Annotated in this window: 19 protein-coding genes; 16 read left to right on the forward strand and 3 right to left on the reverse strand. The window is 43.6% G+C overall.

Annotated features, from left to right (window positions below; genetic code table 11):
* Positions 1–43 precede the first annotated feature (43 nt).
* The 7 genes from mgtE to V8G47_RS00310 all read left to right on the forward strand — a co-directional run bounded on the left by mgtE (position 44) and on the right by V8G47_RS00310 (position 5,674).
* On the forward strand, positions 44–1,402 hold the full coding sequence (gene mgtE, locus V8G47_RS00280) for a magnesium transporter (RefSeq protein ID WP_336198326.1): 1,359 nt from the start codon (positions 44–46) through the stop codon (positions 1,400–1,402).
* 152 nt (positions 1,403–1,554) lie between these two features.
* Complete coding sequence (crcB, locus tag V8G47_RS00285; protein WP_336198327.1) at positions 1,555–1,953, forward strand: fluoride efflux transporter CrcB; 399 nt, start codon at positions 1,555–1,557, stop codon at positions 1,951–1,953.
* Positions 1,954–1,958: 5 nt separating this feature from the next.
* Positions 1,959–2,315 (forward strand): fluoride efflux transporter CrcB, encoded by a 357-nt coding sequence (crcB, locus tag V8G47_RS00290; RefSeq protein ID WP_336198705.1) that lies wholly within the window; start codon positions 1,959–1,961, stop codon positions 2,313–2,315.
* Positions 2,316–2,538: 223 nt separating this feature from the next.
* On the forward strand, positions 2,539–3,159 hold the full coding sequence (locus V8G47_RS00295) for a TetR/AcrR family transcriptional regulator (protein ID WP_336198328.1): 621 nt from the start codon (positions 2,539–2,541) through the stop codon (positions 3,157–3,159).
* Positions 3,160–3,182: 23 nt separating this feature from the next.
* Positions 3,183–4,067: an ABC transporter ATP-binding protein gene (locus tag V8G47_RS00300; protein ID WP_336198329.1), complete on the forward strand. Its 885-nt coding sequence runs from the start codon at positions 3,183–3,185 to the stop codon at positions 4,065–4,067.
* A gap of 6 nt (positions 4,068–4,073) precedes the next feature.
* Positions 4,074–4,865, forward strand: a complete 792-nt coding sequence (locus V8G47_RS00305; protein ID WP_034759691.1) for an ABC transporter permease subunit — start codon at positions 4,074–4,076, stop codon at positions 4,863–4,865.
* A 14-nt stretch (positions 4,866–4,879) separates the two neighbouring features.
* Positions 4,880–5,674, forward strand: coding sequence for an ABC transporter permease subunit (locus V8G47_RS00310; protein ID WP_336198330.1), 795 nt, complete (start codon positions 4,880–4,882; stop codon positions 5,672–5,674).
* A 58-nt stretch (positions 5,675–5,732) separates the two neighbouring features.
* Here the strand turns inward: V8G47_RS00310 and V8G47_RS00315 are convergent, their stop codons facing one another.
* From V8G47_RS00315 to V8G47_RS00325, 3 genes are all read right to left on the reverse strand, one after another.
* The gene (locus tag V8G47_RS00315; RefSeq protein WP_034759688.1) at positions 5,733–6,227 is read right to left on the reverse strand and encodes a DinB family protein; all 495 of its coding nucleotides are present in this window, start codon (positions 6,225–6,227) and stop codon (positions 5,733–5,735) included.
* Between the two features lie 401 nt (positions 6,228–6,628).
* Positions 6,629–8,068, reverse strand: coding sequence for an MDR family MFS transporter (locus tag V8G47_RS00320; protein WP_034759686.1), 1,440 nt, complete (start codon positions 8,066–8,068; stop codon positions 6,629–6,631).
* A gap of 193 nt (positions 8,069–8,261) precedes the next feature.
* Positions 8,262–11,321 (reverse strand): efflux RND transporter permease subunit, encoded by a 3,060-nt coding sequence (locus tag V8G47_RS00325; protein WP_336198331.1) that lies wholly within the window; start codon positions 11,319–11,321, stop codon positions 8,262–8,264.
* Between the two features lie 214 nt (positions 11,322–11,535).
* Between V8G47_RS00325 and V8G47_RS00330 the strand changes: the two genes are divergently transcribed.
* From V8G47_RS00330 to V8G47_RS00370, 9 genes are all read left to right on the forward strand, one after another.
* Positions 11,536–12,408: a TetR/AcrR family transcriptional regulator gene (locus tag V8G47_RS00330; RefSeq protein WP_336198332.1), complete on the forward strand. Its 873-nt coding sequence runs from the start codon at positions 11,536–11,538 to the stop codon at positions 12,406–12,408.
* A 128-nt stretch (positions 12,409–12,536) separates the two neighbouring features.
* Positions 12,537–20,090: a carboxypeptidase regulatory-like domain-containing protein gene (locus tag V8G47_RS00335; RefSeq protein ID WP_336198333.1), complete on the forward strand. Its 7,554-nt coding sequence runs from the start codon at positions 12,537–12,539 to the stop codon at positions 20,088–20,090.
* A 302-nt stretch (positions 20,091–20,392) separates the two neighbouring features.
* Positions 20,393–21,043, forward strand: a complete 651-nt coding sequence (locus tag V8G47_RS00340; RefSeq protein WP_098440522.1) for an ABC transporter permease — start codon at positions 20,393–20,395, stop codon at positions 21,041–21,043.
* Between the two features lie 18 nt (positions 21,044–21,061).
* Complete coding sequence (locus V8G47_RS00345; RefSeq protein WP_336198334.1) at positions 21,062–22,054, forward strand: ABC transporter ATP-binding protein; 993 nt, start codon at positions 21,062–21,064, stop codon at positions 22,052–22,054.
* A 4-nt stretch (positions 22,055–22,058) separates the two neighbouring features.
* The gene (locus V8G47_RS00350) at positions 22,059–22,796 is read left to right on the forward strand and encodes an ABC transporter permease (RefSeq protein WP_336198335.1); all 738 of its coding nucleotides are present in this window, start codon (positions 22,059–22,061) and stop codon (positions 22,794–22,796) included.
* Positions 22,797–22,820: 24 nt separating this feature from the next.
* The gene (locus V8G47_RS00355; RefSeq protein ID WP_336198336.1) at positions 22,821–23,726 is read left to right on the forward strand and encodes a glycine betaine ABC transporter substrate-binding protein; all 906 of its coding nucleotides are present in this window, start codon (positions 22,821–22,823) and stop codon (positions 23,724–23,726) included.
* Positions 23,727–23,881: 155 nt separating this feature from the next.
* Positions 23,882–24,619: a glycosyltransferase family 2 protein gene (locus V8G47_RS00360; protein WP_336198337.1), complete on the forward strand. Its 738-nt coding sequence runs from the start codon at positions 23,882–23,884 to the stop codon at positions 24,617–24,619.
* Positions 24,620–24,737: 118 nt separating this feature from the next.
* Entirely contained in the window at positions 24,738–25,358 is a 621-nt protein-coding gene (locus V8G47_RS00365; protein ID WP_336198338.1) for a TetR/AcrR family transcriptional regulator, read from the forward strand.
* A gap of 22 nt (positions 25,359–25,380) precedes the next feature.
* Positions 25,381–26,796 carry an MDR family MFS transporter gene (locus V8G47_RS00370; protein ID WP_336198339.1) on the forward strand — a complete coding sequence of 472 codons (1,416 nt, stop codon included), beginning with the start codon at positions 25,381–25,383 and terminating at the stop codon, positions 26,794–26,796.
* Positions 26,797–26,823 lie beyond the last annotated feature (27 nt).

Below are 26,823 nucleotides of genomic sequence, written 5' to 3' on the forward strand. Positions count from 1 at the left end.
CTCGTGCCATCTGAAAAGAAACATATTATAAGGAGCACCCTCTATGACATTAGCCATGACGGAAAATGAAATCACCCTTGCCATTATCCAAAGTTTGAAAGATGGAAAGAAAAGCATTTTTTTAGATATCATCGAAGAGCTTCAGCCATACGACATCGCTCAGCAATATCTACATATCCCGTCCAAGCACCGGAATAAATTTCTATTATTTTTACCTCTTGAAGAACTTACTGAATTCATTCAGGAGATAGAAAGGGAAGAGCAGTTGCTCGTTCTGGAGAAGCTGGGGATAGAGAAATCCACAAAGGTCCTCGATCTCATGGAAAATGACAACCTGGCCACATTACTGACGGATTTAGAGCCCGAGAAGATAGAGGAATTGCTATCAGAGATGAACCAGGCAGAGTCTCAGGTCGTTCAGAATCTCATGACGTACCAACCGGAGACAGCCGGCCGGATCATGAACAACCGTTATGTCTGGATACCTAAACATTATACGGTCCGTGAAGCAGTGGATAAACTGAAGCACTTCGCAGAACTAGCTGAATATTTGAACTATCTCTATGTCATTGACGACGACAAGAAATTGATAGGGGTCATTTCCTACAAGGATTTATTGCTTAGTGAATTAGTAGATAAAATTGAAGATATCATGTACAGCCGTGTGGTTAAGGTGGATGTCCATACGGATCAGGAAGAAGTGGCAAAATTGATCAGCCGCTATGATTTCATCACACTTCCGGTCATTGAAGAAGACGGAAGGCTTGTCGGGGTCATCACCGTCGATGACATCATTGATGTGGTCATTCAAGAAGCCAATGAAGATATTGAGAAGTTATCTGCGTCGGGGAAATCCATCGACTTCACGACCAAACCATTTGTTGCAGCCTATCGACGTCTTCCATGGCTTGTTTTATTACTGTTCATCGGACTCGTTTCGGGAAGTATCATAGACAGATTCTCTGCAACCTTGGAACAAGTCGTCGCACTTGCGTTTTTTATGCCGATGATTGCGGGAATGACAGGGAACACGGGTACGCAATCACTGGCCGTTGTCGTCAGGGGACTGGTCTCAAATGATTTGGATATAAAACAAGTCATAAAGCTCGTTTTCCGGGAATTATGGGTAGGCATCATCATCGGTGTGACTTGTGCCGTCATGATTGCCCTGATTGCCTTTGTGTGGCAGGGCAATATTGTTTTAGGACTCGTGGTGGGAAGCTCCTTACTGATTACATTAATTATCGGGACATTGGCAGGAACCATCATCCCCCTCATCCTATATAAATTTAACGTAGACCCTGCCGTTGCTTCCGGCCCTTTGATCACAACGATCAATGACATTCTATCCCTTCTGATCTATTTTGGCATTGCCACCATGTTTATTACAAAATTGATATAAAGGATTTGGCCGACGAAATTCCTATGGTAAAATAGTCAGTGAACGTCAAGGGAGTTAGCATGATTACTGAACATTGAGAGACTCCTACCGATACTCATGTATCGGTAGGAGTCTCTTTCATGAAAGAACTTGTATGTTAGAGGTGGAAGAATATGATCTATTTATTAGTTGGTGCAGCTGGTATGGTGGGTGCCCTGCTGCGATATTATCTTGGGATATTTGCCGGGGGATGGTGGAATTATACGTTTCCTGTGGGGACATTTCTTGCCAATATGATTGGAAGCTTCGCGTTGGGATATGTCACAATGTACATATTTCAGATGAAGAAGGCCCATTCAATGACAGCCACAGCCATTGGGACAGGGATGATTGGCTCTTTCACAACCTTTTCCACATTCAGTGTCGAAACTGTCAACCTTCTTACTCATTCACATATGGTTCTGGCACTTATCTATATATTAGGAAGCATGTTCGGTGGTTTATTTATGTCATGGGCAGGCTTTACGATTGGGAAGCAACAATATAATCTGTTTATGCGCAAGGGGGTCTAAAGATGATCGTACAGGGTATGATGGTCGCGATCGGGGGGTTCTTTGGGGCAATATCCCGCTTTGGGATCAGCCGTTTGTTCAAGAAATATGATCATACTGACTTTCCATACGCTACCTTATTCGTCAATCTGGTTGGGTCATTTCTTCTTGGCTATGTAATCGGCTCGGACATCGTTGAAACTGGTATTCTTCTTCTCGGGACTGGTTTTCTTGGATCTTTTACGACTTTTTCCACTTTTAAATTGGAAAACATTCAACTTCATGCCGATAAGAAATGGAAGCCCCTGATTACTTATCTACTGCTCAGCTATACGATTGGTATCTTATTCGCTTTTTTGGGGATGGTATTAGGCAGGGTTTAAAGAGTAAGCGGGAATTCATAAATCTATATAATTCATTAAGAAGCTCAGGTACTCTCCTGAGCTTTTTTTAAACCAATAAACCATATTATTTAGTATTAAAAGAAGAATACTAGCGCAGTCAGACTTTATATGAAAATAATATTGACCACACTGGTCAAAGAGATTAAAATGAAATTGACCACATTGGTCAAATGTGTATCCTTTAAAAGGAGGTCAAAAAAGATTGTTTAAGTCGTTGAACATCGATTCAGAGAAAGAAGCTCGAATCATTAGAGCCGCAACCCGGGTTTTCGCCGAAAATGGGTATGAAAAAGCCTCGACAAATGCCATCGTAAAGGAAGCGGGAATTTCCAAGGGGATTCTGTTTCATTATTTTAATAGTAAAAAAGAACTGTATGTTTCTCTTTATGAACATCTCTCGGATTTGTTTACAGAAAAAATTTATGAAAGACTGAACTGGAATGAGCATGATATTTTCGTTACGATCCGTTCAGTGACATTGATCAAATTTGAATTATTTTCTGTCTATCCTGATCTGATCGATTTCCTTACCAGCGCCTTCTCAGAAGAAGCTCCCGAAGTAAAAGACGAAATTGAAAAGTTTAAAACGAAGATGGTGGAGAGTAGCTTTGCCACTTTATTCTCCAACATAGATACTTCCAAATTCAAAGAAGGGATCGACGTAAATAAATCGATCCAGGTTATTTATTGGACCTTCGAAGGGATGGCCAATCAACAACAGCAGAAAGCGAAGTCGCTGTCTGTAGATGAAATCAATCAAGAAGAAGTGCTGGCGGAAATTGACGCCTATATCGAATTGTTGAAGATTTCGTTTTACAAATAGTAAGAAAAAGGGAGGATCATTTGATGAATGTGATTGAGATTCATTCATTGACTAAAAACTATGGGAAATTCAAGGGGATCAGTGACATCAGTTTTCATGTAGAAGAAGGGGAGATCTTTGGGTTCATCGGGCCTAATGGTGCGGGGAAATCAACGACCATCCGAACCCTTCTTTCATTGATCCATCCAACAAGTGGAAGCGCAACGATCTTCGGTAAGGACTGCATTGAATCTGCCCCTGAAATTGCGAAGGAAGTGGGATATCTGCCTTCTGAAGTATTTTATTATGACAATATGAAAGTGATGGATCTTCTTAAGTATTCTGCCAGCTTTTATAAAAAGGATTGTACAAAAAGAATCAAGGAATTGGCCGATATGTTGAATCTGGACGTTACGAAGAAAATTGATGATCTATCCCTTGGTAATAAGAAGAAGGTCGGTATCATTCAGGGTTTGCTTCATGAACCTAAGCTGATTATCTTGGATGAACCTACTTCAGGCTTGGATCCCCTCATGCAGCAGAAATTCTTTGAATTGCTTCAAGCTGAAAATAAGAAAGGAGCTACCATCTTATTTTCATCACATATATTGAGTGAAGTTCAGAGAATGTGTGATCGGGTCGCAATCATCAAAGAAGGAAGGATCGTGCAAGTGGAGAAAATCAGTACGCTAAAAGAAAAGAATCATAAGAAATTCAAGATAGAGACGAAAGAGGATGTCGAACCTTCTGACTTTGAAATGGAAGGCGTAAGCAAGCTGGAAATAAAAGCCCGCCAAATCAGCTTCCTGTTCAGGGGGGATATCAACAAAGTCATGAGGAAGATTGCTGATATCGACATAACGAATCTATGGATCGAGGAGCCTGACTTAGAAGAAATCTTTATGCATTATTATGAAAAGGAGGATTGACCCTTTATGAATATCTTTCTTTATGAGCTAAAGGCTTATCGAAAGTCGACTATGATATGGACTTTGGCCCTTACTTCATTGATGATTCTGTTCATGTCTTTGTTTCCTTCCATTTCTAAAGAAATCGACGAATTCAAAAGGCTTCTGGAGGGGTTTCCGGAGGGGGTTCGGAAAGCATTGGGAATACAGATCGATAGCATAGGATCTCTAAACGGTTATTATTCGTATTTCTTCCTTTATATAACTTTATGCGGTGCCATACAGGCAATGAATCTGGCCATTTCGATCTTTTCGAAGGAAATCAGGGAAAAGACGGCGGAATTTCTTCTAACCAAGCCTGTGACCCGTACGAAGATCCTTTCATCGAAGGTGTTTGCAGCTATTGCTTCTATGCTGCTTACGAATATTGTTTACGTGATTTCGGCCATCATTGTCGCCAACCTGGTAAAAGTGGAATCGTTTAGCCTAAATATATTCCTATTGATTTCATGTACTCTCTTGCTCACGCAATACATCATGTTTGCCTTGGGAATGCTTATCGCTGTCGTATGGTCAAGGGTGAAATCTGTCCTTACGCTCTCACTTGGTATCGTATTTGCCTTCTTCATCATGGGGATGGTGGCTGCAACGGAAGAAGCGGGGCGTTATTTCACACCTTTCAAGTACTTTGACTACACATATATAATGAATCATGCTTCATATGAATGGTCATTCCTGGTGGCAGGCATCACACTGATCGCCGTCGCCATGATACTAAGCTTCATCATCTATAATAAAAAAGACATTCATACGGTTTAGAAGGAGGGGATGTCATGAATGTATATGTAAGAGAAATGAGGGCTCATTGTAAATCCCTGATCATCTGGTGCATTGGAATGATTGCATTGATTGGATCCGGGATGGGGAAGTATGCAGGCTTCTCGTCGTCAGGTCAATCCATGAACGAATTGATGGAGGGGCTTCCTAAGTCTATGCAAGCCATTCTTGGAATCGGCAGTCTTGATATGGAGACAGCAAGTGGATATTACGGAGTGCTCTTCCTTTATATCGTACTACTTGCAACCATCCATGCAGCATTGACCGGTGCGACCATCATTTCCAAGGAAGAAAGGGATAAGACAGCCGAGTTTCTGTTTGTCAAACCCCTTCCAAGGAAGAAAATCATAGGTCTTAAGCTTGCCGCTGCCTTGACTCAAATCGGGATACTCGCATTGATTACCTGGATTTTCTCCTTGGTGATTGTAGGTCATTATAGTGATGTGCCGATAGCTTATGATATTGGAGTAACGGTAGCGGGAATGATTATTTTACAAGTACTCTTTTTATTGATTGGAACGGCCGTGGCAGCTTATAGTAAAAAGCCTGCAAAGTCAGCTGCAGTCGCATCTGGCGTATTATTACTGACATTCATCCTGTCATTCGCCATAGACTTGAACGAAAGTCTCGAGGCATTGAAATACCTCACACCCTTTAAATACTTTGGAGCTGAAAATTTAATGTATGGGGGAGGGGTGGAATCTGCTTATGTAGGGATATCCTTCGCGTTGATCGTCATTTTGAGCATTGCGACATTTTTATTTTTTGAAAAAAGAGATTTGAAAATCTAGTGATGGCTCTATAAATAAGGATCTGTTTCAAACAGAAACAGATCCTATTCATACAGGTTTATAATGTTGATTTCAACTCTTCAATCTGTTCTAAGTGCCTCTTCTCATGATACCCAATAAACGGCACCCACTCATCTAAACGGATTTGCCCGAAAATAGGGTGAGGATACGCTTTTTTCTGTAAATCTTCCTTGCTGGTTGTTCCAATGAATTGGAGAAGATCTTTGCGAGATGCTTCCAGTTTTTCCTTCATTTGTTGAAGAGTCTGATTTTCTTCTGTAGGGACCACAAAAGGAGGGGCGTCCACCTTGGTCGATCGATTTACCGTATAGTGAATCGGCTTTGAGTCCACCTGCTGTTCTTCGCCTTTTTCGAGGGTCAACTGAATCGTTTTGGTAAGAGATCTCTCCATTAAATAAAGATGATCCAATACTTGCATGATCGTCCAGCGACCTTCTTCGACCTCTTTGTTTAATTCTTCGTCTGTTAGGTCATTCACACTATTTAATAATTCAATGCGAATATCCTCAATAATCTTTATTTCTTTCTCCATGCCAGATCCTCCTCATACTTTCTTTCAAGCTCATTTTACTCTTGTAGAGGGGGCGCGTACAGTAATTGCACTTTAAGCGGTAGATTATTGAATAAAAAACGAGGCTGTAACAAAACTAAATCCATTTCCTCTAAAGAAAAACAATCAAGTAACTAGATAGGATCACTTATTACACCGCTATTGATTTCCGTGCAAGACTTCGCTTTCCTCGGGGCGGAAAGCGAGCAACTGGAGCGGAAAACAACCACCACTCACTACATCCAAAAGCAACGATAATTACTTAAATAGCAAATAATAAATCCGAACGATCTCGACCTTCAATAAGAATTTCGAATGATCGTTCGGATTTCTTTTTAACTAAATACTTTTGTCTCAGTCTTTTTTGTAGGTTATTTCATCTATTAAGCTTCTGACTTCACTTCGTCAAAATCCGGTGCAATTGCTTTTCGGATAAACAATGAAATCAAGAATGCAATACCGGCCAAGGCAAGGGCAAACCAATAAGCATGATGAACTCCATAGGTCATGGCATTGTGAAGGATTCCTTCCGTTACCCCACCTGCTTGCTCTTCAATGTATCCTTTCTGACTTTGGGTCATGATGCTGACAAAGATGGAAACCCCAAGTGCACCGGCAACCGGCTGCAATGTGTTGGCAATGGCGGTTCCGTGCGGGTATAAGTGCTTCGGCAGTTCATTCAATCCATTGGTTTGAGCAGGCATCATGATAGCGGATATCGATAACATGAGAATCATGTAGACCAATACAAATAACCAAATGGGTGTAGCCGGATTGATGCCGCTAAAGAATATCATGACTCCCACCAATGTGAGCGTGCCGGGTATGATGAGTTTCCTAGGGCCGTATTTATCGAAAAGGGAGCCCATGGTAGGAGACATCAGGCCATTCAGCAGTGCTCCCGGAAGCAGCAATAATCCAGCTGCTTTTGCAGAAAACCCGAGAGGACCTTGAAGGTACATCGGCATCACGATTTCGGAAGCGAACATGGCCATAATGACGATGACGAAGATGGTCACACCTCTCGTATAGCTCTTGTACCGGAATACCCTTACATCAAGGAGTGGTTCATCAAGCTTCAATTGTCGCAGGACAAAAAGGATGACACTGATTACAGATATGGCGATGATGGCAATGATTTTCACCGATGTAAATCCTGCTTCTTCTTCGCCAGCTGCACTGAAGCCGTAAACGATGCCGCCAATCCCTATGGAAGAGAGGATGATTGAAAATACATCGACAGCGGGACGGGAAACCTCACCGACATTCTGTAAGTATTTCAGAGCAAACAGAATCGAAAATACGGCGAATGGGATGACGGTGATAAACAACCATCTCCAGCCAAGGAAATCGACGATCACTCCAGACAGAGTCGGTCCGATGGCTGGAGCGAACATGATCACCAAACCAAATGTACCCATGATTTTGCCGCGGACTTCAGGGCGGTAAATCAGAAGCAGGGCGTTCATAATGACGGGTATCAATAAACCTGTTCCAACAGCCTGAATCATCCTCCCTACAAGGAGCATGGGGAAATTCAGGGCACAGGCTGCGATGACTGTGCCGAGTAGAAATACACTCATGACACCGATGAACATCTGTCTTGTTGTGAACCACTGGATCAACAGGGCGGAGATAGGCATCAACACCCCCATCACCAGCATGAATCCTGTCGCAAGCCATTGGACAGTGGGGGCATCCACGTTAAAGACGGCCATCAATTCTGTGAGGGCGATATTTAATAACGTTTCATTTAAAATGGCAAAAAAAGCACCGATCATGAATGTTATGAGGATTGCTTTTGAATTTAGTTTATTTGTCATGCTGTTCCTCCAAATAAAGTATAAAATGTAACACTTATCTATAATGCTTGATGAAGTGAAATATCTCAAGGGGAAAGTTTGAATCATAACAAACAGTCACCTATCAATCAATAGACTGTACATAAGCCGTTGTTTCAATCATCCTAAAAATAAAAAAGAGAGGAGACTATGTCTCCCCTCAGGATATTATTATTTATGCTTCACGTTTTTTTCTTCTGAAGCGGTGGAAGACCATGTACATCATCGGTACTATGATCAGCGTTAATACAGCTGAGAACAGAATACCCGATATGATAGTGACCGCCAATGGGGTAAATAGAGCATCACCGCTGACTGCCACTGGAATCAAGGCGACAATCGAGGTAAGGGCGGTGAGTAGGATAGGGCGAAGTCGTGTACGACCGGATTCAACGACTGCTTCCTTCACACTCATACCACTTTGTAATCCTTGTTCGATAAACTCAATTAACACGACTGAATTCCGTACTACGATACCGGTTAGGGAAACCATCCCCATCACGGCAAGGAAGCTGATCGGAGTCTGAGTGACAAATAATCCGAGAATCGCACCTGCGATCGCCAGATAAACTGCAACCAGGACAAGGAATGGAAGTGATAAAGAATTGAACTGAAGCGCAATTAACAAATACACTAGGAAAATCACGATGATAAACAGAATGGTGATTTCCGCAAAGAAATCATTTTGTGCTTCATTTTCCCCGCCTAGAGTAATGGAGTAGTTATTGTCATCCAGATCCTTCCTGACATCTTTCACGATTTCTTGTACATTTTCTTTATAATTCTCTTCTTCACCAGGGAAGGCGCGTATCGTAATGGCACGCTCTCCATCCTTATGAGGGATGAGTTGAAGCTCTTCCTTCTTCTCAGGTGTCACCAGCTCATTAAGTGAAACCAAATTCGGTGGTCCGGGAGGGTTTGCCGCTTCAGCCGGAACTTCCAGGGAAGAAAGATCGACTTCACCTTCGTTTCCTTCCAGTAAGAGTGTCATATCCCGTTTTGTCACACCATTATCAAACGATTTCATCGGAATACCTTCAGTAGCCAAGCGCAGCTGCTGACTGACATCATTAATGGTTATACCATTTTCTTTAAGTTTTTCGCGATTAGGCTCATATACAATAGTAGGTTCCATTTTTCCGACGTTATCAACGACCAATTCAGTATCCAATGAATTTATTTCAGTGGAAATTTTATCTCTTAGTTCAATTAATCGATCCATATCCGGACCTGAGACAGTCACCGTCACAGGAGCCCCTGCCGGCGGACCTTGCTGGATTGTTTCCATGAAAATCTTTGCTTCAGGGTACTCTTTTCGCAATTTGTCTGTCCATTCATCGATCAATCCTTGGGCAGTCTGGTTTTTTCGATCCACCCTTGCGACCAATTGACCTGTATTTTGACCAGAATTGGATAATGAACTGTTGAACAGATTCGGTAATCCTGTACCTGCAAAGGAAGACGTTTCATAGACACCTTCGTCTGTTTTTAAAAGCTTTTCTATTTCTTCCAGAGTATTGGATGTTTCTTCGATCGGCGTACCGATCGGTAACGTTACATCGACTGTCACTTCTTCACGATCGGCAGACGGGAAGAACTCAAAAGGTGTCAGAGCGATCAGACCAAAGATCGCAGTTGTGAACACCAGGCCAATGGCTGAAACGATGAACGGCCTTTTAGAGAACTTCTTCAGCACAGTATCGGCATAGAAATCCGCGATCTTATTTAATGGTTTACCCAGCAGCCCTGGGGCATCAGAAACTTTTTTCTTCGTTTTGCTATAAAGAAAGTATCTCATAATAGGAACAAAAATCAGAGCAACCAATGTCGATGCAATGATCGTTGTAATCAAGACTGTCGGAAGAGCCCTGATGAACGCTCCGTTTCCGCCTGATAAGAATATAAGCGGAAGGAATGTGAATACAATGGCAAAGGAGGAGGTCACGATTGACACCCATATTTCCTTCACACCGGTAATGGCACCCATGAGAGCACCGTCCCCGAGTTTATATCTGCGTTGGATATTGTCGTTCACTACTATGGAATCATCGACCAGGATCCCGAGGGCAATGATAGCTCCGATGACAGAGATCTGATTGAGATCCACTCCGGCAAATGGAAGGGGAATCAATCCCATCAATACGGAAATCGGTACGGCTAGTGCCACTACAAAAGCACCTGAGATTGTCAGTCCAAGAGCTGTAGTCAAGATAACAGCCACAACGGAAATAGCGAGGGACTTAAACAACCCATCGAAAATGTCCGTTACAGTGGAAGCTTGAGAATAATAAGGTACAAGTTCTACACCGGCTGGGAGGGAGTCCGACAGTTCATCCACTTTATCGCTGACTCTTTCATCGACCGTTGGGATATCCTCACCAGGCTGTACAAAAGCAGTAAATGATAGTGAAGGTTTTCCTTCAAACGTTACAATATCTTTGACTTCTTTAGGGGACACTTTCACATTGGCAATGTCTCCGAGTAAGATCGATTCGCCTTTGGGATTTTTCCCGACAAAGAGTTCCCTCATTTCATCTAAGGTAGTGAAATGATCGACAGTCAGTTGAACAACTTCATTATCCACTTCCTGCTTTCCGAGTGGAGTAGGATAATACTCATCATTGATGGCATTCATAACAGAAGAGGGGTTCAGGCCTGAAGCCTTGAGTTCCTCTTTCTTTAATTCGATCTTGATTTCTTCTTCGGGAAGACCTTTGACGGTGACACTTGAAACCCCGGATAGGTCCTCTACTTCCTCTTTCCATCTGCTGACCTCATCGTCCAGCTCAAGGAGTGACTCCTTATTATCACTGACTAAATGATAAGATACGATGGGCATTTTGACAGTGGATTCATTGACTTCAGGGTCGAACACCTCTTCGGGAAAAGAGGTAGATGCATCAGAGACAGCTTGGCGCACATCCCCGAACACTTCTTTTTTGTCTTCACCATCTTCAACCTCTACAATAATAGTAGAGAAGCCGGCTGCAGAAGAAGAGCTGATTTCTTTAATGCCCCCGATTGATTGGAGTGAAGATTCTATCGGATTTGTAATGGTCCTTTCAACGGAATCAACGGTAGCCCCGGGATATACAGTTGTGACTGTACCGATATTGACACTGGTTTCCGGTATTTCCCGTTGTGGTAATTGAATAAAGGTGAAAATTCCGATGATCACAAATAATAAGATGAAGATCAGGACGATTTTCGAACGTTTCAAAATAGCTTTTAACATGGTTTCATCCTCCTTTGATAATGTTTGACCTGTGAGTCATAATTTAATTTTTAGAAGTGTTGAATCATTGATATAACAGTCATATTTTTAGTTGACTCACTAGTCATTTTACCTAAAAAAATCATCTAGTCAAGAAATAATGCTCTTCTCATTTGCACTGAATATGGGTAAAATGAAAAAGGGATAGTTTTCTCTGGATATAGAGGTGTAGAAAATGGATAAGCGGAACGCAATACTCGAATCAGCAGTTGAACTCTTTGGAGCACACGGATACAATCAGACGTCCATGCAGCAAATTGCCGAAAGTGTCGGCATATCAAAAGGCTCCCTATACTCATATTTTCAATCAAAGGAAGATTTGATCATATCTATTTATGAACATTATCAACAGCTTGTATTTGAACGGGCATTCGTGGTGGGACTGGATGGGAATCTGCCTCCGATGGAGAGATTTGCCAAACAGTTCCAAGTGCAATTCGAAGGGATATTGGAGTACAAGTCTTATATGAAGATGCATATGAGAGGAGAGTCGACGAAAAACAGTGAAAAACTGGCGGCCATGGAGCATCGTATGAGGGGGCGGCTGTTCAGCTGGCTTGAACAAAATCTCCTCGATGTATATGGAAAAGAAATCAGGCCATATAAATGGGATCTGATGTGGATGACCCAATCCATCTATGCGTCTTATATGATGCTGTTGATTTCTCATGATGATACCCTTAATCCCTCGAGGTTAGGGGCACATTTAGTGAGACAGATAACTCTTCTTGCAAATGACTTCCTATGTGGGGAAAGCTCTCCGCAATTGAATGATGACATGATGAAATCCTTTTCTGTCAGTATGGACAAGGAAGGTGCTTTCATATCGTTTGAGAAGAGGGAGAAAGCTTGGGAATCCCTGTATGGTAAGATCAAAGGGATAGATGATAGTAGAGATTATGTGAACATAGCGAATCGGATATCTGAGGAATGCCGGGAATCGGAGCCGGATAAGTTGATCTTGAAAGGATTATTCCGATTATTGAAGGATAAGGAAGAGTTAAGAATCGAGGCTGAAGAATTAGAAAGACAGCTCCTTCCCGAGTGAGTGGGAAGGGGTTTTTTAATGATGGAAAAATGTATAATTTCCTTTAAATACTGGACATTTGGTGAGACAAAACTCCTATCCCCTAAATACCATAATAGAGACCATATCATTTAAAGGAGGTTTTTTTTGTGGCATTTCCCAGTAATGCACAATACACCCCGGTTTTAGTCGGGGGGACACCCTTATTTGACGTCTTAGGAGATGAAAGTCCCATATCGACGGATATTGTAGGGAATTCTACATTCCCTGCTGGTTTTTTCGCATATGATGGAACGAATGTTTATTTCCGATTAAGGCTGAACGGGGATCCACGTAATAGTCAATTAACAGGTTTCAGAAATTTTTCATGGGGGGTGTTAATCAACACCACAGGAGTAGCGGGAACATACGACTGGTTATTTAACGTTGATGGATTGAATAACCGAGTTAGTTTAATTCAAAATACGGTGAAATTGGTCAATTCATGGAATGACCCTGCTGAAGGGACGGGAGGGGGAAACCCAAACTTTTCCCAGCAGATTACAAATTTTGATTTTGCCAGAGTAGCACCAGCCGACTCAAGCATCGGAGGCGATCAAGATTTCTTCCTGGATTGGTTTCTCCCGGCGAGCACAGTTTTCTCTTTCCTTGGTATCAATGCATCATCAGCCATTCGTGCCATTTACTTCTCATCTGCCAACTCAAACAACTATAACAAAGATTCTTTAAGGACAAGTGAGGGTTTTTCTTTTGCTAACGCCTTTACTGATCCCGTCACTCCAGATCAAGCGGATATCAGGGCGAGGCTGGCAACGAACAAAGTAAGGAATTCAGGACCTACAACAGTTGTCCTTGGGCAGCAGGCAACTTGGACAGGAACGGTAACCGTAACAAATACCGGAAGATCACAAGCCACTTCAGTCTTTCTTGATGACATCATCGGTCCTGATCAAGTCAATTCATTTGTCGTCAACACAACCTCACAAGGTTTAACCTCGTATAATCCAGCCACTAAATTGTTGACATGGAACGTTGGAAACCTGAATCCTGGAAGTGCCGCAACCTTAACCTTCACATTAAATGGTGCATTTACAACCAGTGGTTCACGCAATTTAGACAGAGTACAAGCTTCAGGGTTTGATTCTTCCTCTGGTAACGCCATTCAGTCCAACACGTCCGTCGTCACCATCAACGTCCAACAGACCGCCACCATAAATGGGACTATCACCGATCAATCAACAGGTTTGGCACTTCCGAATACAACAGTATCCCTTCTACAGGGAATGAGCACGATTGCAACCACTCAATCGAACGCAAGTGGGTTTTATACGTTTACGAATGTTGTGCCAGGTAACTATACTGTTGAGGCTACCAGAACCAACTATGTGACAGGAACTGTTAATGTATCTGCAGTGGGTGGGACATCCTCCACGGCGGATATTGCACTCGTTCCTCAGCCAAGTACCATTTCTGGAAATGTATCAAATGGCGGACCCATAAACAATGCAACCGTGCAGCTTCTAAATAATTCCGGGACTGTTATAGATACCACTACGACGAATGTCGCAGGGAATTATTCTTTCGTAAATGTAACTCCAGGGTTATACAACGTCTCGGTATTTGCCTCTGGTTTTCAATCCCAAACCAAATCCGTCATGACAGAGCCTAATCAGGCAGCTGTGATCAATTTCACCCTGGTCGCAAATCCCGGCTCGATTTCAGGTACGGTCCGTGATTCCACCAATAATTCTGCCATCCCACTTGCCAATGTAGAATTATTGGACTCAGATGGTGTACCCATTGCCAGCACGACAGCCGATGGAAGCGGGCAATACAGCTTTAATAATCTAGCCCCCGGAAATTATCAGGTCAGATCCTTTGCGGCCAACTATAGTACAACGACGGTATCTTCATCGGTCACCGCTGGTAATATAACCAACACAAACCTTTTCCTTGAACCTAATCCCGGTTCCATTCAAGGCACGGTAGTAGACAGTGATTCTATGACGGCGATATCAGGAGCCTCAATTCAAGCGGTAAATAGTCAAAACGTAATAGTAGCGAATACCACCTCAAATGGAAGTGGTCAGTATACATTCGGCAGTCTTTTACCAGGTTCATATTCTCTTATTTTTACGGCTAGTGGCTATGCTACTCAAACATTGGGTGCTGTTGTCACCTCCAACGCTATGACAATTGTTGATGCTGAATTATCGAGACTGGCAGGTGCCCTGGTTGGTACCGTACAGGATCCTAATGCGGTTGCCATTCCAGGGGCAACGGTTACCGTTTTTCAGAATAATATTCAAGTCGGTTCCGTCATCACTGATTCAAATGGAAACTACATGGTGCAGGGGCTGCCTCCTGGAAGCTATACAGTTGTCGTCAGCGCACCTGATTACACAACGGAAACTGTGGCAACAATGATAGAAAATGGTCAAACAACTACCGCTAATGTAACCCTTCGTGAAGATCCGGGTACGTTGACTGGGTTTGTGAGGGACACGAATAATGTTCCGATACCTGGGGGGAGTGTGACGGTACAAATCAGTACAGGCACTGGAATCATTGTCGCTACATCGGTTACAGCTCCCGACGGATCCTATACGGTTCCTAATTTAGCCCCTGGAAATTATACAGTGGTCGCAGCGGCTTCCAATTTTCAAGCTGCCACACAAGGGGTGACCATTTCATCCAATATGATCTCTATTGTGAACTTTAACTTGGCTGCCGATCCAGGGTCGGTTTCCGGTATCGTGACTAACGCGCAAACGGGAACACCGGTCTTCGGTGCAAATGTACAGGTTAGAGTGGTCGATGCAAGCGGAGCAGTTATAGCAGCGGTACTAACAGATGAAAATGGCCAATATGTTGTAAATGGCTTAGCGCCGGGAATCTACACCGTTGTTGTATCAGCGCAGGATTTTCAGACCAATGCCGCTACTGTACAAGTCAATTCCAATCAAACAGCGGATGCAAACATCGCCCTTCAACCTGATCCGGGCCAGATTACCGGTACTGTCGTGGACAGTGTAGGAAGTAATCCAATCCCCGGAGCTAGTGTCAGCATTGTGAATAGTTCCGGAAACTTGATAACGACTGTGCTGACAGATTCAAATGGTGTATTCATGGTGGAAGGACTTGCCCCGGATAATTATACAGTGAATGTATTTGCAAATAATTTTCAAAATGGTATGGTCGGTGCTCTCGTTTCCTCCGGACAAACGACACCTGTATCTGTTTCCTTGGAGCCTAATCCAGGGTTCATCACCGGAACGGTCAGTCCACTCGTTCCCAATACGATTGTCCAATTAAGAGATGTGAACAATGTGCTGATCGATTCAGTCGTGACCAACCAGGATGGTACATTCTCATTTAACAACTTGACACCTGGTGCCTATACAGTTTTGGCATCAGCCCCGAGCTATTCAACTGCTCAGGCAGGGGTGTCGGTCCTCGCAAACCAGACATCAACAGTAGATTTGACTCTGATTCCCAACCCCGGTTCTGTGTCCGGGTTCGTAACCGATAATCTTGGAAACCCGATTGTAAACGCAATCGTACAGATTTTCGATCAAAATAATATTTTGATTGGTTCAGGATTCACAGATTCATCGGGTCAATATATTGTCGGTAATCTCCCGAGTGGATCATTCAATTTAGTGGTCAATTCGCCGGGCTTCGGACAGGTCATCACAGGGAGAACCCTTGGTGTAGGAGAAGATTTAACCGGAGTTAATATTTCTTTGATCCCTAATCCCGGCATCATCAATGGTCAGATTACAAACATTTCGACAGGCGATGCGATTTCAGGGGCTACGGTCGTCATTATTGACGGTATTTCCCAAATCCCGGTAGCAACCACAACAACTTCAGCATTCGGAAACTATTCGGTCAGTGGCTTGGCACCAGGATCATATATCGTCTCCGCTTCAAAAATGAATTTCACTACAGAGCAAATCGGCGCCATTGTTATAAGCGATTCAGCTACAAGAGCTGATCTGGCATTAGGGGAGAACCCGGGAACGATATCAGGGACTGTGGAAGATACCAACGGAAATCCGATTACGGGGAATGGAATCCAAGTCTCCGTATTCAATGAAAATAATGTGCTGGTTGTCAGCCTATTAGCGAACTCAGATGGAACATATTCAGTGCCATCGCTTGCGCCAGGAACCTACTTTGTCACAGCAACCGCACCGAATTACTCATCTTCTACTGTATCAGCCATTGTGCAATCGAATCAAAGCACTACCGTTACAAACGTTTTATCTGCAAATCCCGTAACGTTAACGGTCCAAGTCGTGATTCAGCATACGGCAACTCCGATTGGAGGATCATCCGTCACGATCCGGCACGCTAATAACATCCCAATTGCAACAGGGATAACGGATGAAAACGGGTATGTAACCTTTTTCTCCTTGCCGACAGGGACGTTGAATATCACAGCGGATTCCCCCTCCTTTGGAACAGATACCAAATCGGTTATCGGTGGACCCGGGGACATCCTTTTCGCTGTACTGAGTCTTGCTCCAAATCCTGGACAGATTCAGGGCTTCATATCAAATCTTGCGAATGGAGCTGCTATTCCTAATGCAGTCATCCAGCTCTATGATTTTACAAATGTACTTGTCCAAACCACTCTGTCTAATCAAAATGGGGAATATACTTTTTCAGGGGTCACACCGGGAGTATATACTGTTGTTGCCAATGCAACTGATTTCGGTCCCGAGACGGCAGGAGCCATCGTCACTTCCGATCAAACGAGCTTACTGAGCTTTGCATTAAGTCCGAACCCAGGGATCGTACAAGGGTTTGTAAGAGACTCGGTTACCATGGATCCTATTTCTGGTGCCACTGTAGAAGTCAGGGAGCTTTCCGGATCGGGTCCGATCATTTTCACTACGATTACAGATTCGAATGGATTTTTCCAGACGACCACCCTGTCTCCAAGAGTATATGTATTAGTGGGAAGCAGTCCTGATTTTGGTTCAAACTCTGTATCGGCAGAAGTCATGAGCGGGGGGGTAACCAATGTTGAAATCCTCCTTACTTCAAATCCGGGGGCTTTGACAGGGACGGTAAGGGATGCCCAGACTCTGCAACCTCTAGCAGACACTTTAGTCAGGGTTATCAATAATCAGGGAACGATAGTCGCAACCGTTCAAACGTCAGTTGATGGGACATATTTCATTCCTGGATTGACTGAGGGAAGCTATGCCGTTTCAGCAATCAACACAGGTTATCAATCCTTGCTTCAACAAGTGAATATTCAGCCAAATAGCACCATAGTGTTGGATTTCAATTTATTGGCCAACCCAGCAACCCTTAGTGGAACAGTCGTGGACGCAATTACTGGGTCACCATTAACGGGCGTCATCATCGAGGTTTATGTCAGTGGGTCGGATATTTTGGTAAGACGTGTTCTCACTGATGAAAATGGGAATTATTTGATTGAAGGACTTCCTCAAGGGACTTTTGACGTGAAGGCTCAGCTTCAAGACTACGCGATCAGTGTCAATACAGTGTTCTTATCTCCAGGTGAGAGCGAGGAGTTAAATATTGCTCTTGTCCCATTCCCGGCAACGGTCCAAGGAACGATAAGGGATGCCGTTACACAGGATCCGATTAGCGGGGCTCTAATAAAAGTGGTGATACCAAATACAGACATTGTCGTTGGAAGCATAATAACCTCGAGCGATGGAACGTATTCGATCGGGAATTTGCCAAGTGGCAGCTATGATGTGGTTATCTCGGCAGAAGGTTATGCGACAGAAGTTATTCCTGTCATTCTTGTTCCAAATGGGACAGAAACAGTAAATGTGAATCTTGATCCAAATCCGGCTGGAATTACGGGATCGGTATTGATTGCCCAAACATCCGTTGCCATTCCAGGGGCGTTGGTGAGGGTATTTAATTCTGACGGAGTATTTATTACCAGTACTTTGACAGATGATAATGGGCTTTATGCGATTCCTGGTTTGGCTCAAGGTCAATACACCGTCATTGCTAGCGCTGACGGATTCGGAGATCAGATTGCCGTTGTCACTTTAACACCTGGTGAAACGGCAAGCCTTCATTTTAGCTTATCAAATCAAACAGCAACTCTTAGAGGAACTGTGCGTGATGCGGCCAACAATCAGCCCATTCAATCTGCTCTTGTCCAAGTCTTTAGAATCGGAACAACCATACCGATCGCTTCCGTTTTCACAAATGGTTCAGGTGAGTATGTATTGGAAGGTTTAGATCCAAGGGAGTACCGAGTGGTCTTCTCGGCAGATGGATATTCAAGTGAGGTATTTAGAATATTCCTTACGAATGGGGAAGACAGGACGTTAAATGTGGAGCTTGGTCGTCAGCCGGCCACCATTAGGGGGAGGGTGACTGATGCGAATACCGGAGAGCCCATCCAGAGTGCGGGTGTCATAACAGTCATTAGTGGAAGCGGGATTATCGTAGCATCAACCTTGACTGATCAGGAAGGGAATTATATTCTTTCAGATCTTGGCCCCGGCAATTATCATGTAATTTTCTCTGCAGACGGCTATGTAAGTCAGACGGTCATGATTATATTGAATAGAGGAGAAACGGTGATTCTTAATGCCGATTTACAATCTAATCCTGCCACCATTACCGGCTATGTACGGGAAGCAGGAACCCTTTCCCCAATTGAGAATGCACTTATCCAGGTATTCTCCACCGATGGGACCCTGATTGGTACAACACTCACAGATATGAACGGGAATTATACGATATCAGGGTTACCTGGGGGAACGGTGGTAGTCGTCGCCAGAGCAACAGGTTACCAGAGTCAATTACAAGCCATCACACTCATAAGAGGAGCAACGAGCACACTCAATTTCTTACTAGCAGACAATCCAGCCAGTGTAAGAGGTACAGTGACTGATAGTCAAACAGGACAGCCAATCCCGCAAGTGCTTGTACAAATCTTTCCGATCGGATCACGAGTGCCGATCCGGTCTACGTTGACTGATCCGGTTGGATTTTATATCCTGACCGGCTTACCTCCCGGAACGTACGTCATCAGGTTCACAGCTTCGGGTTATCCTGTGGAAGAAGTAACCATCGTTTTAGCGGAAGGGGAGAATAGGCTGCTGAATGTACAGTTAGGACGTATCATACCACCGACACCTTCTAACCTAAGACCTGAATGCATCTCAGCAGAAAAGGTATATGATTGGGTCATTGCCACTCATAACTTAACAGAAGTCGTCGGACTATCGCCGGACTGCAGGGCACTGGTGAATGAATTACTTGAAAGGGGAGAGGGAATACATGTCCAATGTCAGCTTAGTTCTTCTGCCCAACCAAGATGCTCCCTGATTTCGTTTGAAAAAGGGAACCCGGGTTATGTTGAAATCAGGGGTCAAGCGGTCATTCTGGTAACGGTAGGTTCCATAACCGATAAAGACCAATACTGTGCGATGGAAGTACCTGTCTATTTTGATAAAGTAATCGGTGTGTGTCTACCCCAGGGACTGGATGCAGGGAATGTCAACTGCTCCATTGTAGATTTTAAATGTCGGGAAAAGGCGGGAAGCTTAACTCGTGACCAGGTGCAGCTTCAATTCATTGCATGCCTGGAAGTTGAAATACTGAACCCTGTCATACTGGAAGTGCTTGGCACTTTTTGTAAACCCAGGATAGTGGTTGAACATGTGGAAGAAGATAATTTGCGTTAATTGAAATGATGAGGTGTTCTCCGAGGGAGGACGCCTTTTTATTTAATAAAAAACCCTGTAAAATATCTGTTCGCTTCAAAAATGGGTATTTCGTTGATTTCCTCGATCGCTTACATCCCCGTACAGATTCTCCTTATCATTCCAGCACCATATTGACAAATTGTTTTAAATTTCGACAAGAGGGGTATAAGAATGTGGGCGCATTTATACGGTAATACTAATTCCGTGGGTCGTCAGGATTAAACAAGATCCTGGGCGGCTTTTATTTTGGCCAAAAACACTAGATAAAGGAGGGTGTACATGTGGACAAATGGATGAAATTCCTCGAGGTCAATGCACCTCGGATTCTTGATCTGACCATAGAGCATGCGGTTCTTGTAGGACTGGCGATTATCGTGGCACTTTTAATCGGGGTACCTTTGGGAATTTACTTAACGACAAATGATTATTTAGCGGAAACGGTGTTGCAGATTGCCTCTGTCATGCTGACGATTCCGAGTATTGCCTTATTTGGAGTCATGATTCCGATATTCTCTATCATCAATCAGGGTATAGGCTTTGTTCCTGCCTTTGTGGCACTGGTACTCTATTCTCAGCTCCCGATCATACGAAATACATATACAGCAATCCGGAACGTGAGCCCGGAGATGCGAGACGCGGCAAAGGGGGTTGGGATGAAGACCCATCAGCGTTTACTTAGAGTCGAAATTCCAAATGCCTTTCCGGTTATTATGGCGGGCATACGTACGGCAGTCGTCATGAATATCGGAATCGGTGTCATAGCTGCTTACATAGGGGCAGGTGGGCTCGGTGTCCTCATCACACAGGGGATTTCAAGAGGGGACAACTACCTGATCATCAGCGGCTCGGTAGCTGTGGCGATACTTGCCATGATCGCTGACGCCATCTTGTTGTGGATACAAAAACGCTATACACCAAAAAGCATTGCATAAAGTGAAAGAGGTGAAGAGATGATTACATTTGATCAGACTACAAAGACATATGAAGGCGGTGTGACAGCGGTTAAAGGGGTCGACTTTACCGTGGAAAAAGGTCATATTGTCGTACTGCTTGGACCATCGGGCTGCGGGAAGACGACTTTATTAAGAATGGTGAATCGACTGGAGTCTATTACCGATGGGAAAATCATCATCGACGGACAGGATTCAATGGAGTTAAACCAGATTGAGCTTCGCAGGAAAATCGGTTACGTCATCCAAAGCAACGGACTGTTTCCTAATATGACGATAGAAGAGAACGTCATGATTGTTCCTGACATGTTAGGGTGGGGGAAGAAAGAGAAGAAGGAACGCTTCAACAAGTTGATGGACATGATCGGGCTGAGCGGGGATAAATTCGGAAAACGTTACCCCCATGAATTATCCGGTGGACAGCAGCAGAGAATCGGTGTCATTCGTGCGCTGGCAGCGGATCCTCCCGTCATGTTGATGGATGAGCCGTTCGGGGCACTCGATCCGATCATCCGTGAGAAGATACAGGATGAATTCCTGCAAATTCAGCGGGAAGTGAAGAAAACCATTTTGTTTGTAAGTCATGATATCGATGAGGCGATCAAGATGGCAGACAAGATTGTATTATTACGTGGAGGTGAAATCATGCAGTATGACACTCCTTCAGAGATGCTTGTCCGTCCTAAGAGTGACTTTGTGTTTGAGTTTTTCGGAAAAGACCGTGCCATAAAGAGTCTCAGTCTCCACACGATATCCGATTTAAAAAATATCATAGGACTGGCAGATTTCGATGAAGCGATTCCTGATACGAAGACCATCAACGTGAGGCATGATCTCAGAAATACGTTGTCGATGCTTTTGAATCAGGAAGCTGAACAAGTGATCGTGACCGACGATGGGGGCACTAAATTAGGTGCGATTACCATAGATCTTGTTCAGAAATACCTCCATTATGAAATCAAAGGAAAATCGAACGCGGTTCAGAAAGGGTGATTCGGTGAATACCAAAAAGGTCGTCAGTAATATTGTCCGGTATGTCGTGTATGCACTGGTCATCCTGTTCTTTGTCTGGGCGATGAAAAATCATTATTTTGATTATATGTTCAGTAAATCCAATACGTTTCTCCATTTATTGAAACAACATCTGCAGTTGGTCTTGGTATCTTCGTTGCTTGCACTTGTGGTTGCGGTTCCTGTGGGTATCCTGATTACCCGAAAGCAGTTCAGGAGAGCAGAGTGGATTGTGTCGAATACAGTCAATTTTGGTCAAACCATCCCTAGTCTGGCGGTTCTTGCCCTGATGATCAGTATTTTGGGCATCGGGTTTAAAACAGCCATATTCGCTCTGTTTATTTATTCCCTTTTACCGATTTACCGAAATACAGTTGCAGGTCTCGACTCGATTGATGAGAATTTGATCGATGCAGCAAGAGGGATGGGGATGAAGCCTCATCAAATCCTTTTCCGTATTGAATTGCCGAATGCAGCTTACTCGATCCTTGCAGGGATCAGGACAGCTGTGGTACTGAACATCGGTACTGCAGCTCTGGCGTACGTTGTTGGCGGAGGCGGATTAGGCGTCTGGATTTTTACGGGAATTCAATTATTCGATAACGGTTATTTGATTTCTGGAGCCATTCCGGTAACGGTACTGGCCATTCTGGTTGATTTATTATTGAGACTTATTGAACGGCTGGTCGTTCCTAGGGGCACGAAACAAACGCTGGAAATATAGTGGTTGAAGCAGGAGGTGAGATGCATGAAACAGAAACTGAAATGGGTCGGGATCGTGACCCTTACTATTATGCTTACCGCTTGTTCGAATGTAGGGATAGGCGGCAAGCAAATATCCGTCGGTGGCAAGAACTTTACTGAGCAATACCTGCTTTCTGAGATGACGGCTTTTCTATTAAAAGAAGAAGGATTTAAAGTCAAACAAATGAACAATCTTGGAAGTACCGTCGTCCGTAAGGCATTGGAAAATGAGCAGGTGGATATGATGTGGGAATATACGGGAACAGCCTTGATCACCTATATGGGGCAGGAACCGATGTCAGATCCACAGAAAACATTCGAAAAAGTGAAAGAACTTGATGCAAAAAAGGGAATCCACTGGATGAATATGTCCAATGTGAATAACACATACGCACTTGCCATGAATAAAGACCAGGCAAAGGAATTGGGAATCGTATCAATCAGTGATCTAGCACAATACATCAACAGTCATCCCGGTGAATTGACAATGGCATCTGATGCTGAATTTGCCAATCGTGCCGATGGCCTCCCGGGTGTGGAGGAAAAATACGACTTCAAATTCGGTTCAGGGCAAATAAAGCAGATGGACCTTGGGTTGACTCAAAGAGCGTTGAATAACCGTCAGGTGGACGTGTCGGTTGCCTTTGAAACAGATGCAACCATCGTGGATTATGATCTTGTGACCTTAAAGGATGATAAAAATTTTTTCCCGCCTTACAGGGCAGCTGTCAGTATCAACAAAGACGTATATAAAAAGTATCCCGAAATCAAAGAAATCACTGGAAAATTGGCAGATAAACTAAACAGTGATATCATGCGGGAACTGAATTACAAAGTGGATATCGAAGGAAATAGTGTATCCGTTGTGGCCCATGATTGGCTGGTGGAAAACGACTTAATAAAAGATTGATAAAAGATTTTTATAGGACTGGACCGATTGTGGTTCAGTCCTATTCCCTTTTTGTCATAAATTTCCTGGTGAGGCTCCCGTCTAGTCAGAAAGCCGGTAAATGAATACTCTATAGTATTGACGTCTTGACCAAGGGTATACTGGAGGAATAGAAGATGAAACCGACTGTATCAATCGTGATCCCCTTTTATAACTGTGCGTACGTGGATCAGGCCATTCGCAGCGCCTTAAATCAAACGTATCCGAATACGGAAGTCATAGTTGTGGATGATGGCTCTACAAAAGAATTGGATAGGGTGACTCCTTTCATAAATCGAATTAAGTTTTTTAAAAAAGAAAACGGTGGGACAGCAAGCGCCGTTAATGAAGGTATCAAAAGGTCCAGTGGGGAATATATCGCCTGGTTGAGTTCTGATGATCATTTTCACAACCAAAAAGTAGAGAAACAATTGGATTATATGATCAGTAAGGGAGCCAAAGCAAGTTTTCATAATTATCATTATATAAATAAAGACAATGAAATATTGCTTCCTTACGTTGGGAAAAAGTTTGACAATGCAGAAGAACTCTACCGTTCCATTACACGCATCAACCCTATCAACGGGTGTTCCGTAATGGTTCATAGAGATGTATATAAAGAAATAGGCTATTTCAGTCCGAATCTGAAATTCACCCAGGACTATGAAATGTGGTGCCGGATGCTAATGAAAGGGTATGTCATTTATTATCTGGATGAAGTCTTGCTCAACTATCGGTCACACCCTGACTCTGGAACGAGTAAACATCCAGACCAAATGAAAAGAGAGGTTGCTGCTATAAGGCATCATTATCATCATCAGATTCAACAATATGCAACCCAACACTCAGCCAACTTAAAAAACATCAAGTTCTAATTGAAGAAAAAATATTGACGTATTTTAAACACTATCGTTTGACATATGACACCGTGTCACATAAAGTGGAGGATGTTCCACATGACACGGTGTCATTTTTTTGAGGAGGAATGCGAAATTGCCTAAACCTACATTCTTCAATTTGAAGGAAGAGAAAAGGAATGTTTTGGTGGAAGCAGCCAAGAAGGAGTTTTCCAGGGTATCCCTATACGATGCCTCCATTGCAAACATCCTGAAAACGGCTGGAATTCCGAGGGGAAGCTTCTATCAGTACTTTGAGAATAAAGAGGATGCCTTTTTCTACCTCGTAGGAGAGCATGCCCGGAAACGGTTTGAAACCTTTATTGCTTTGTTGGAAACCCATGATGGGGATTTGTTCGAAGCGACAAGGGTCATGTTTCATACAATGCTTTCGTTTTCGTATGAAAATGGACAAAATAATTTTATTCGGAACGTCCTTTTGAATATGAATTACAAAATAGAAAAAACGTTCACTCAGACATTAACCAGGGAAACCATCGATCAGCGCTATGAGGAAATCTTCCTTTTAGTAAATAAAGATCAATTTGCCATTGATAATAAATCGGATTTGTACCATGTATTGCAAATCCTTTCAGCCGTCACGTTCCATAATCTCGTTCAGAGCATTGCAGAGGAACTGACGCTTGGAGAAGCACTGGGAAAGTACGATAAAGAAATGAGCATGATTAAAAGAGGATTGTGTAAATCCTCTTCATAATTAAATAGAAAGAAGGGAGAACATGAATAACAGAGATGCTAATACCCAATCCGAAACCTTTAATAAAACACCCCTGCTTATAGTCCTCATATCAGGGGCTTTCGCAGCTATCCTTAATCAAACGTTGTTGGGGACAGCTCTCCCTCATATTATGACCGATCTGGATCTTGATGCCAGTACCGCCCAGTGGCTGACATCGATCTTTATGCTCGTAAACGGGGTGATGATCCCGATCACGGCATTCCTGATCGAACGCTTTACGACAAGGGCATTATTCCTTAGTGCCATGGGTTTATTTGCAGGAGGGACGCTCATTTGTGCCATTGCACCTAATTTCGGCTTCCTGATGGTCGGGAGAATCATCCAGGCTTCGGGAGCAGGTATCATCATGCCACTCATGCAAACCATCCTCTTTCTTATTTATCCTGTTGAGAAAAGGGGAGCGGCAATGGGGATGTTTGGGCTGGTCATTTCGTTCGCTCCGGCAATCGGACCGACCCTTTCAGGCTGGCTTGTTGAACAATTCCCTTGGAGAAGCTTGTTCTATGTGATTCTTCCGATCGTCATCGTCGATTTTATCGTCGCGTATTTCATTTTAAAGAATGTAACCAAACAAACGTATCCGAAACTCGATGTCCTTTCCATCATTCTTTCTTCACTGGGATTTGGGGGATTATTGTATGGCTTCAGTATTGCAGGAAGCCAAGGGTGGGGAAGTATTCAGGTCATTATCTCGATGATTGTGGGAAGCGTCACACTCTTTTGGTTCATCACAAGGCAGTTTAAGTTGAAGCAGCCGATTCTCGAATTCCGCGTGTTCAAAAACAAGATGTTCACGTTAACGACAGTGCTGGGGATGGTCGTGTTTATTGCGATGATCGGAGCGGCTACGGTACTTCCTCTTCTTATGCAGAATATGCTAGGGTTCTCAGCCTTTGAATCAGGGCTTATGCTTCTCCCCGGGGCCCTCTTGATGGGACTCATGAACCCTATTACAGGGAGGATCTTTGATAAGTTCGGAGCCCGGTGGCTCGCCATCATCGGGTTGACCATTCTCACGATCACGACGTTCATGTTTACCAACTTATCGGCAGACACATCGTTTATGTATCTGGCAACGGTCAATGCCATCAGGATGTTCGGGGTTGCCATGGTGATGATGCCGGTGACAACTGCCGGGCTGAATCAGTTGGACAGGAGTCTGATACCGCACGGAACAGCCATGAACAATACGATGAGACAAGTCTCCGGTGCCGTCGGAACAGCACTTCTTGTGACCGTAATGACAACGAGTGCCGATCCCGGCAGAGGACTTGAAGGGATGATTCACGGAGTCAATGTGTCATTTATCGTGGCCGGCATTACGGCCATTGCAGGACTTCTACTATCCTTTTTCATAAAAAGCGGGCGACCTGCGAAGGTTAAAAGCAATGCCTGAAGAAATAGAGGGACGGACCTTTCTTGT

Source organism: Rossellomorea sp. LJF3 (assembly GCF_037046045.1).
Classification (GTDB): domain Bacteria; phylum Bacillota; class Bacilli; order Bacillales; family Bacillaceae_B; genus Rossellomorea.

Bases quoted from the DNA above. Each gene is read 5' to 3' on its own strand.
- V8G47_RS00355 (WP_336198336.1), top strand. From the start codon at position 22,821: ATGAAACAGAAACTGAAATGGGTCGGGATCGTGACCCTTACTATTATG.
- V8G47_RS00330 (WP_336198332.1), top strand. From the start codon at position 11,536: ATGGATAAGCGGAACGCAATACTCGAATCAGCAGTTGAACTCTTTGGA.
- V8G47_RS00370 (WP_336198339.1), top strand. From the start codon at position 25,381: ATGAATAACAGAGATGCTAATACCCAATCCGAAACCTTTAATAAAACA.
- V8G47_RS00360 (WP_336198337.1), top strand. From the start codon at position 23,882: ATGAAACCGACTGTATCAATCGTGATCCCCTTTTATAACTGTGCGTAC.
- V8G47_RS00320 (WP_034759686.1), bottom strand. From the start codon at position 8,068: ATGACAAATAAACTAAATTCAAAAGCAATCCTCATAACATTCATGATC.
- V8G47_RS00305 (WP_034759691.1), top strand. From the start codon at position 4,074: ATGAATATCTTTCTTTATGAGCTAAAGGCTTATCGAAAGTCGACTATG.
- V8G47_RS00315 (WP_034759688.1), bottom strand. From the start codon at position 6,227: ATGGAGAAAGAAATAAAGATTATTGAGGATATTCGCATTGAATTATTA.
- V8G47_RS00325 (WP_336198331.1), bottom strand. From the start codon at position 11,321: ATGTTAAAAGCTATTTTGAAACGTTCGAAAATCGTCCTGATCTTCATC.
- V8G47_RS00300 (WP_336198329.1), top strand. From the start codon at position 3,183: ATGAATGTGATTGAGATTCATTCATTGACTAAAAACTATGGGAAATTC.
- mgtE (WP_336198326.1), top strand. From the start codon at position 44: ATGACATTAGCCATGACGGAAAATGAAATCACCCTTGCCATTATCCAA.
- V8G47_RS00310 (WP_336198330.1), top strand. From the start codon at position 4,880: ATGAATGTATATGTAAGAGAAATGAGGGCTCATTGTAAATCCCTGATC.
- crcB (WP_336198327.1), top strand. From the start codon at position 1,555: ATGATCTATTTATTAGTTGGTGCAGCTGGTATGGTGGGTGCCCTGCTG.
- V8G47_RS00345 (WP_336198334.1), top strand. From the start codon at position 21,062: ATGATTACATTTGATCAGACTACAAAGACATATGAAGGCGGTGTGACA.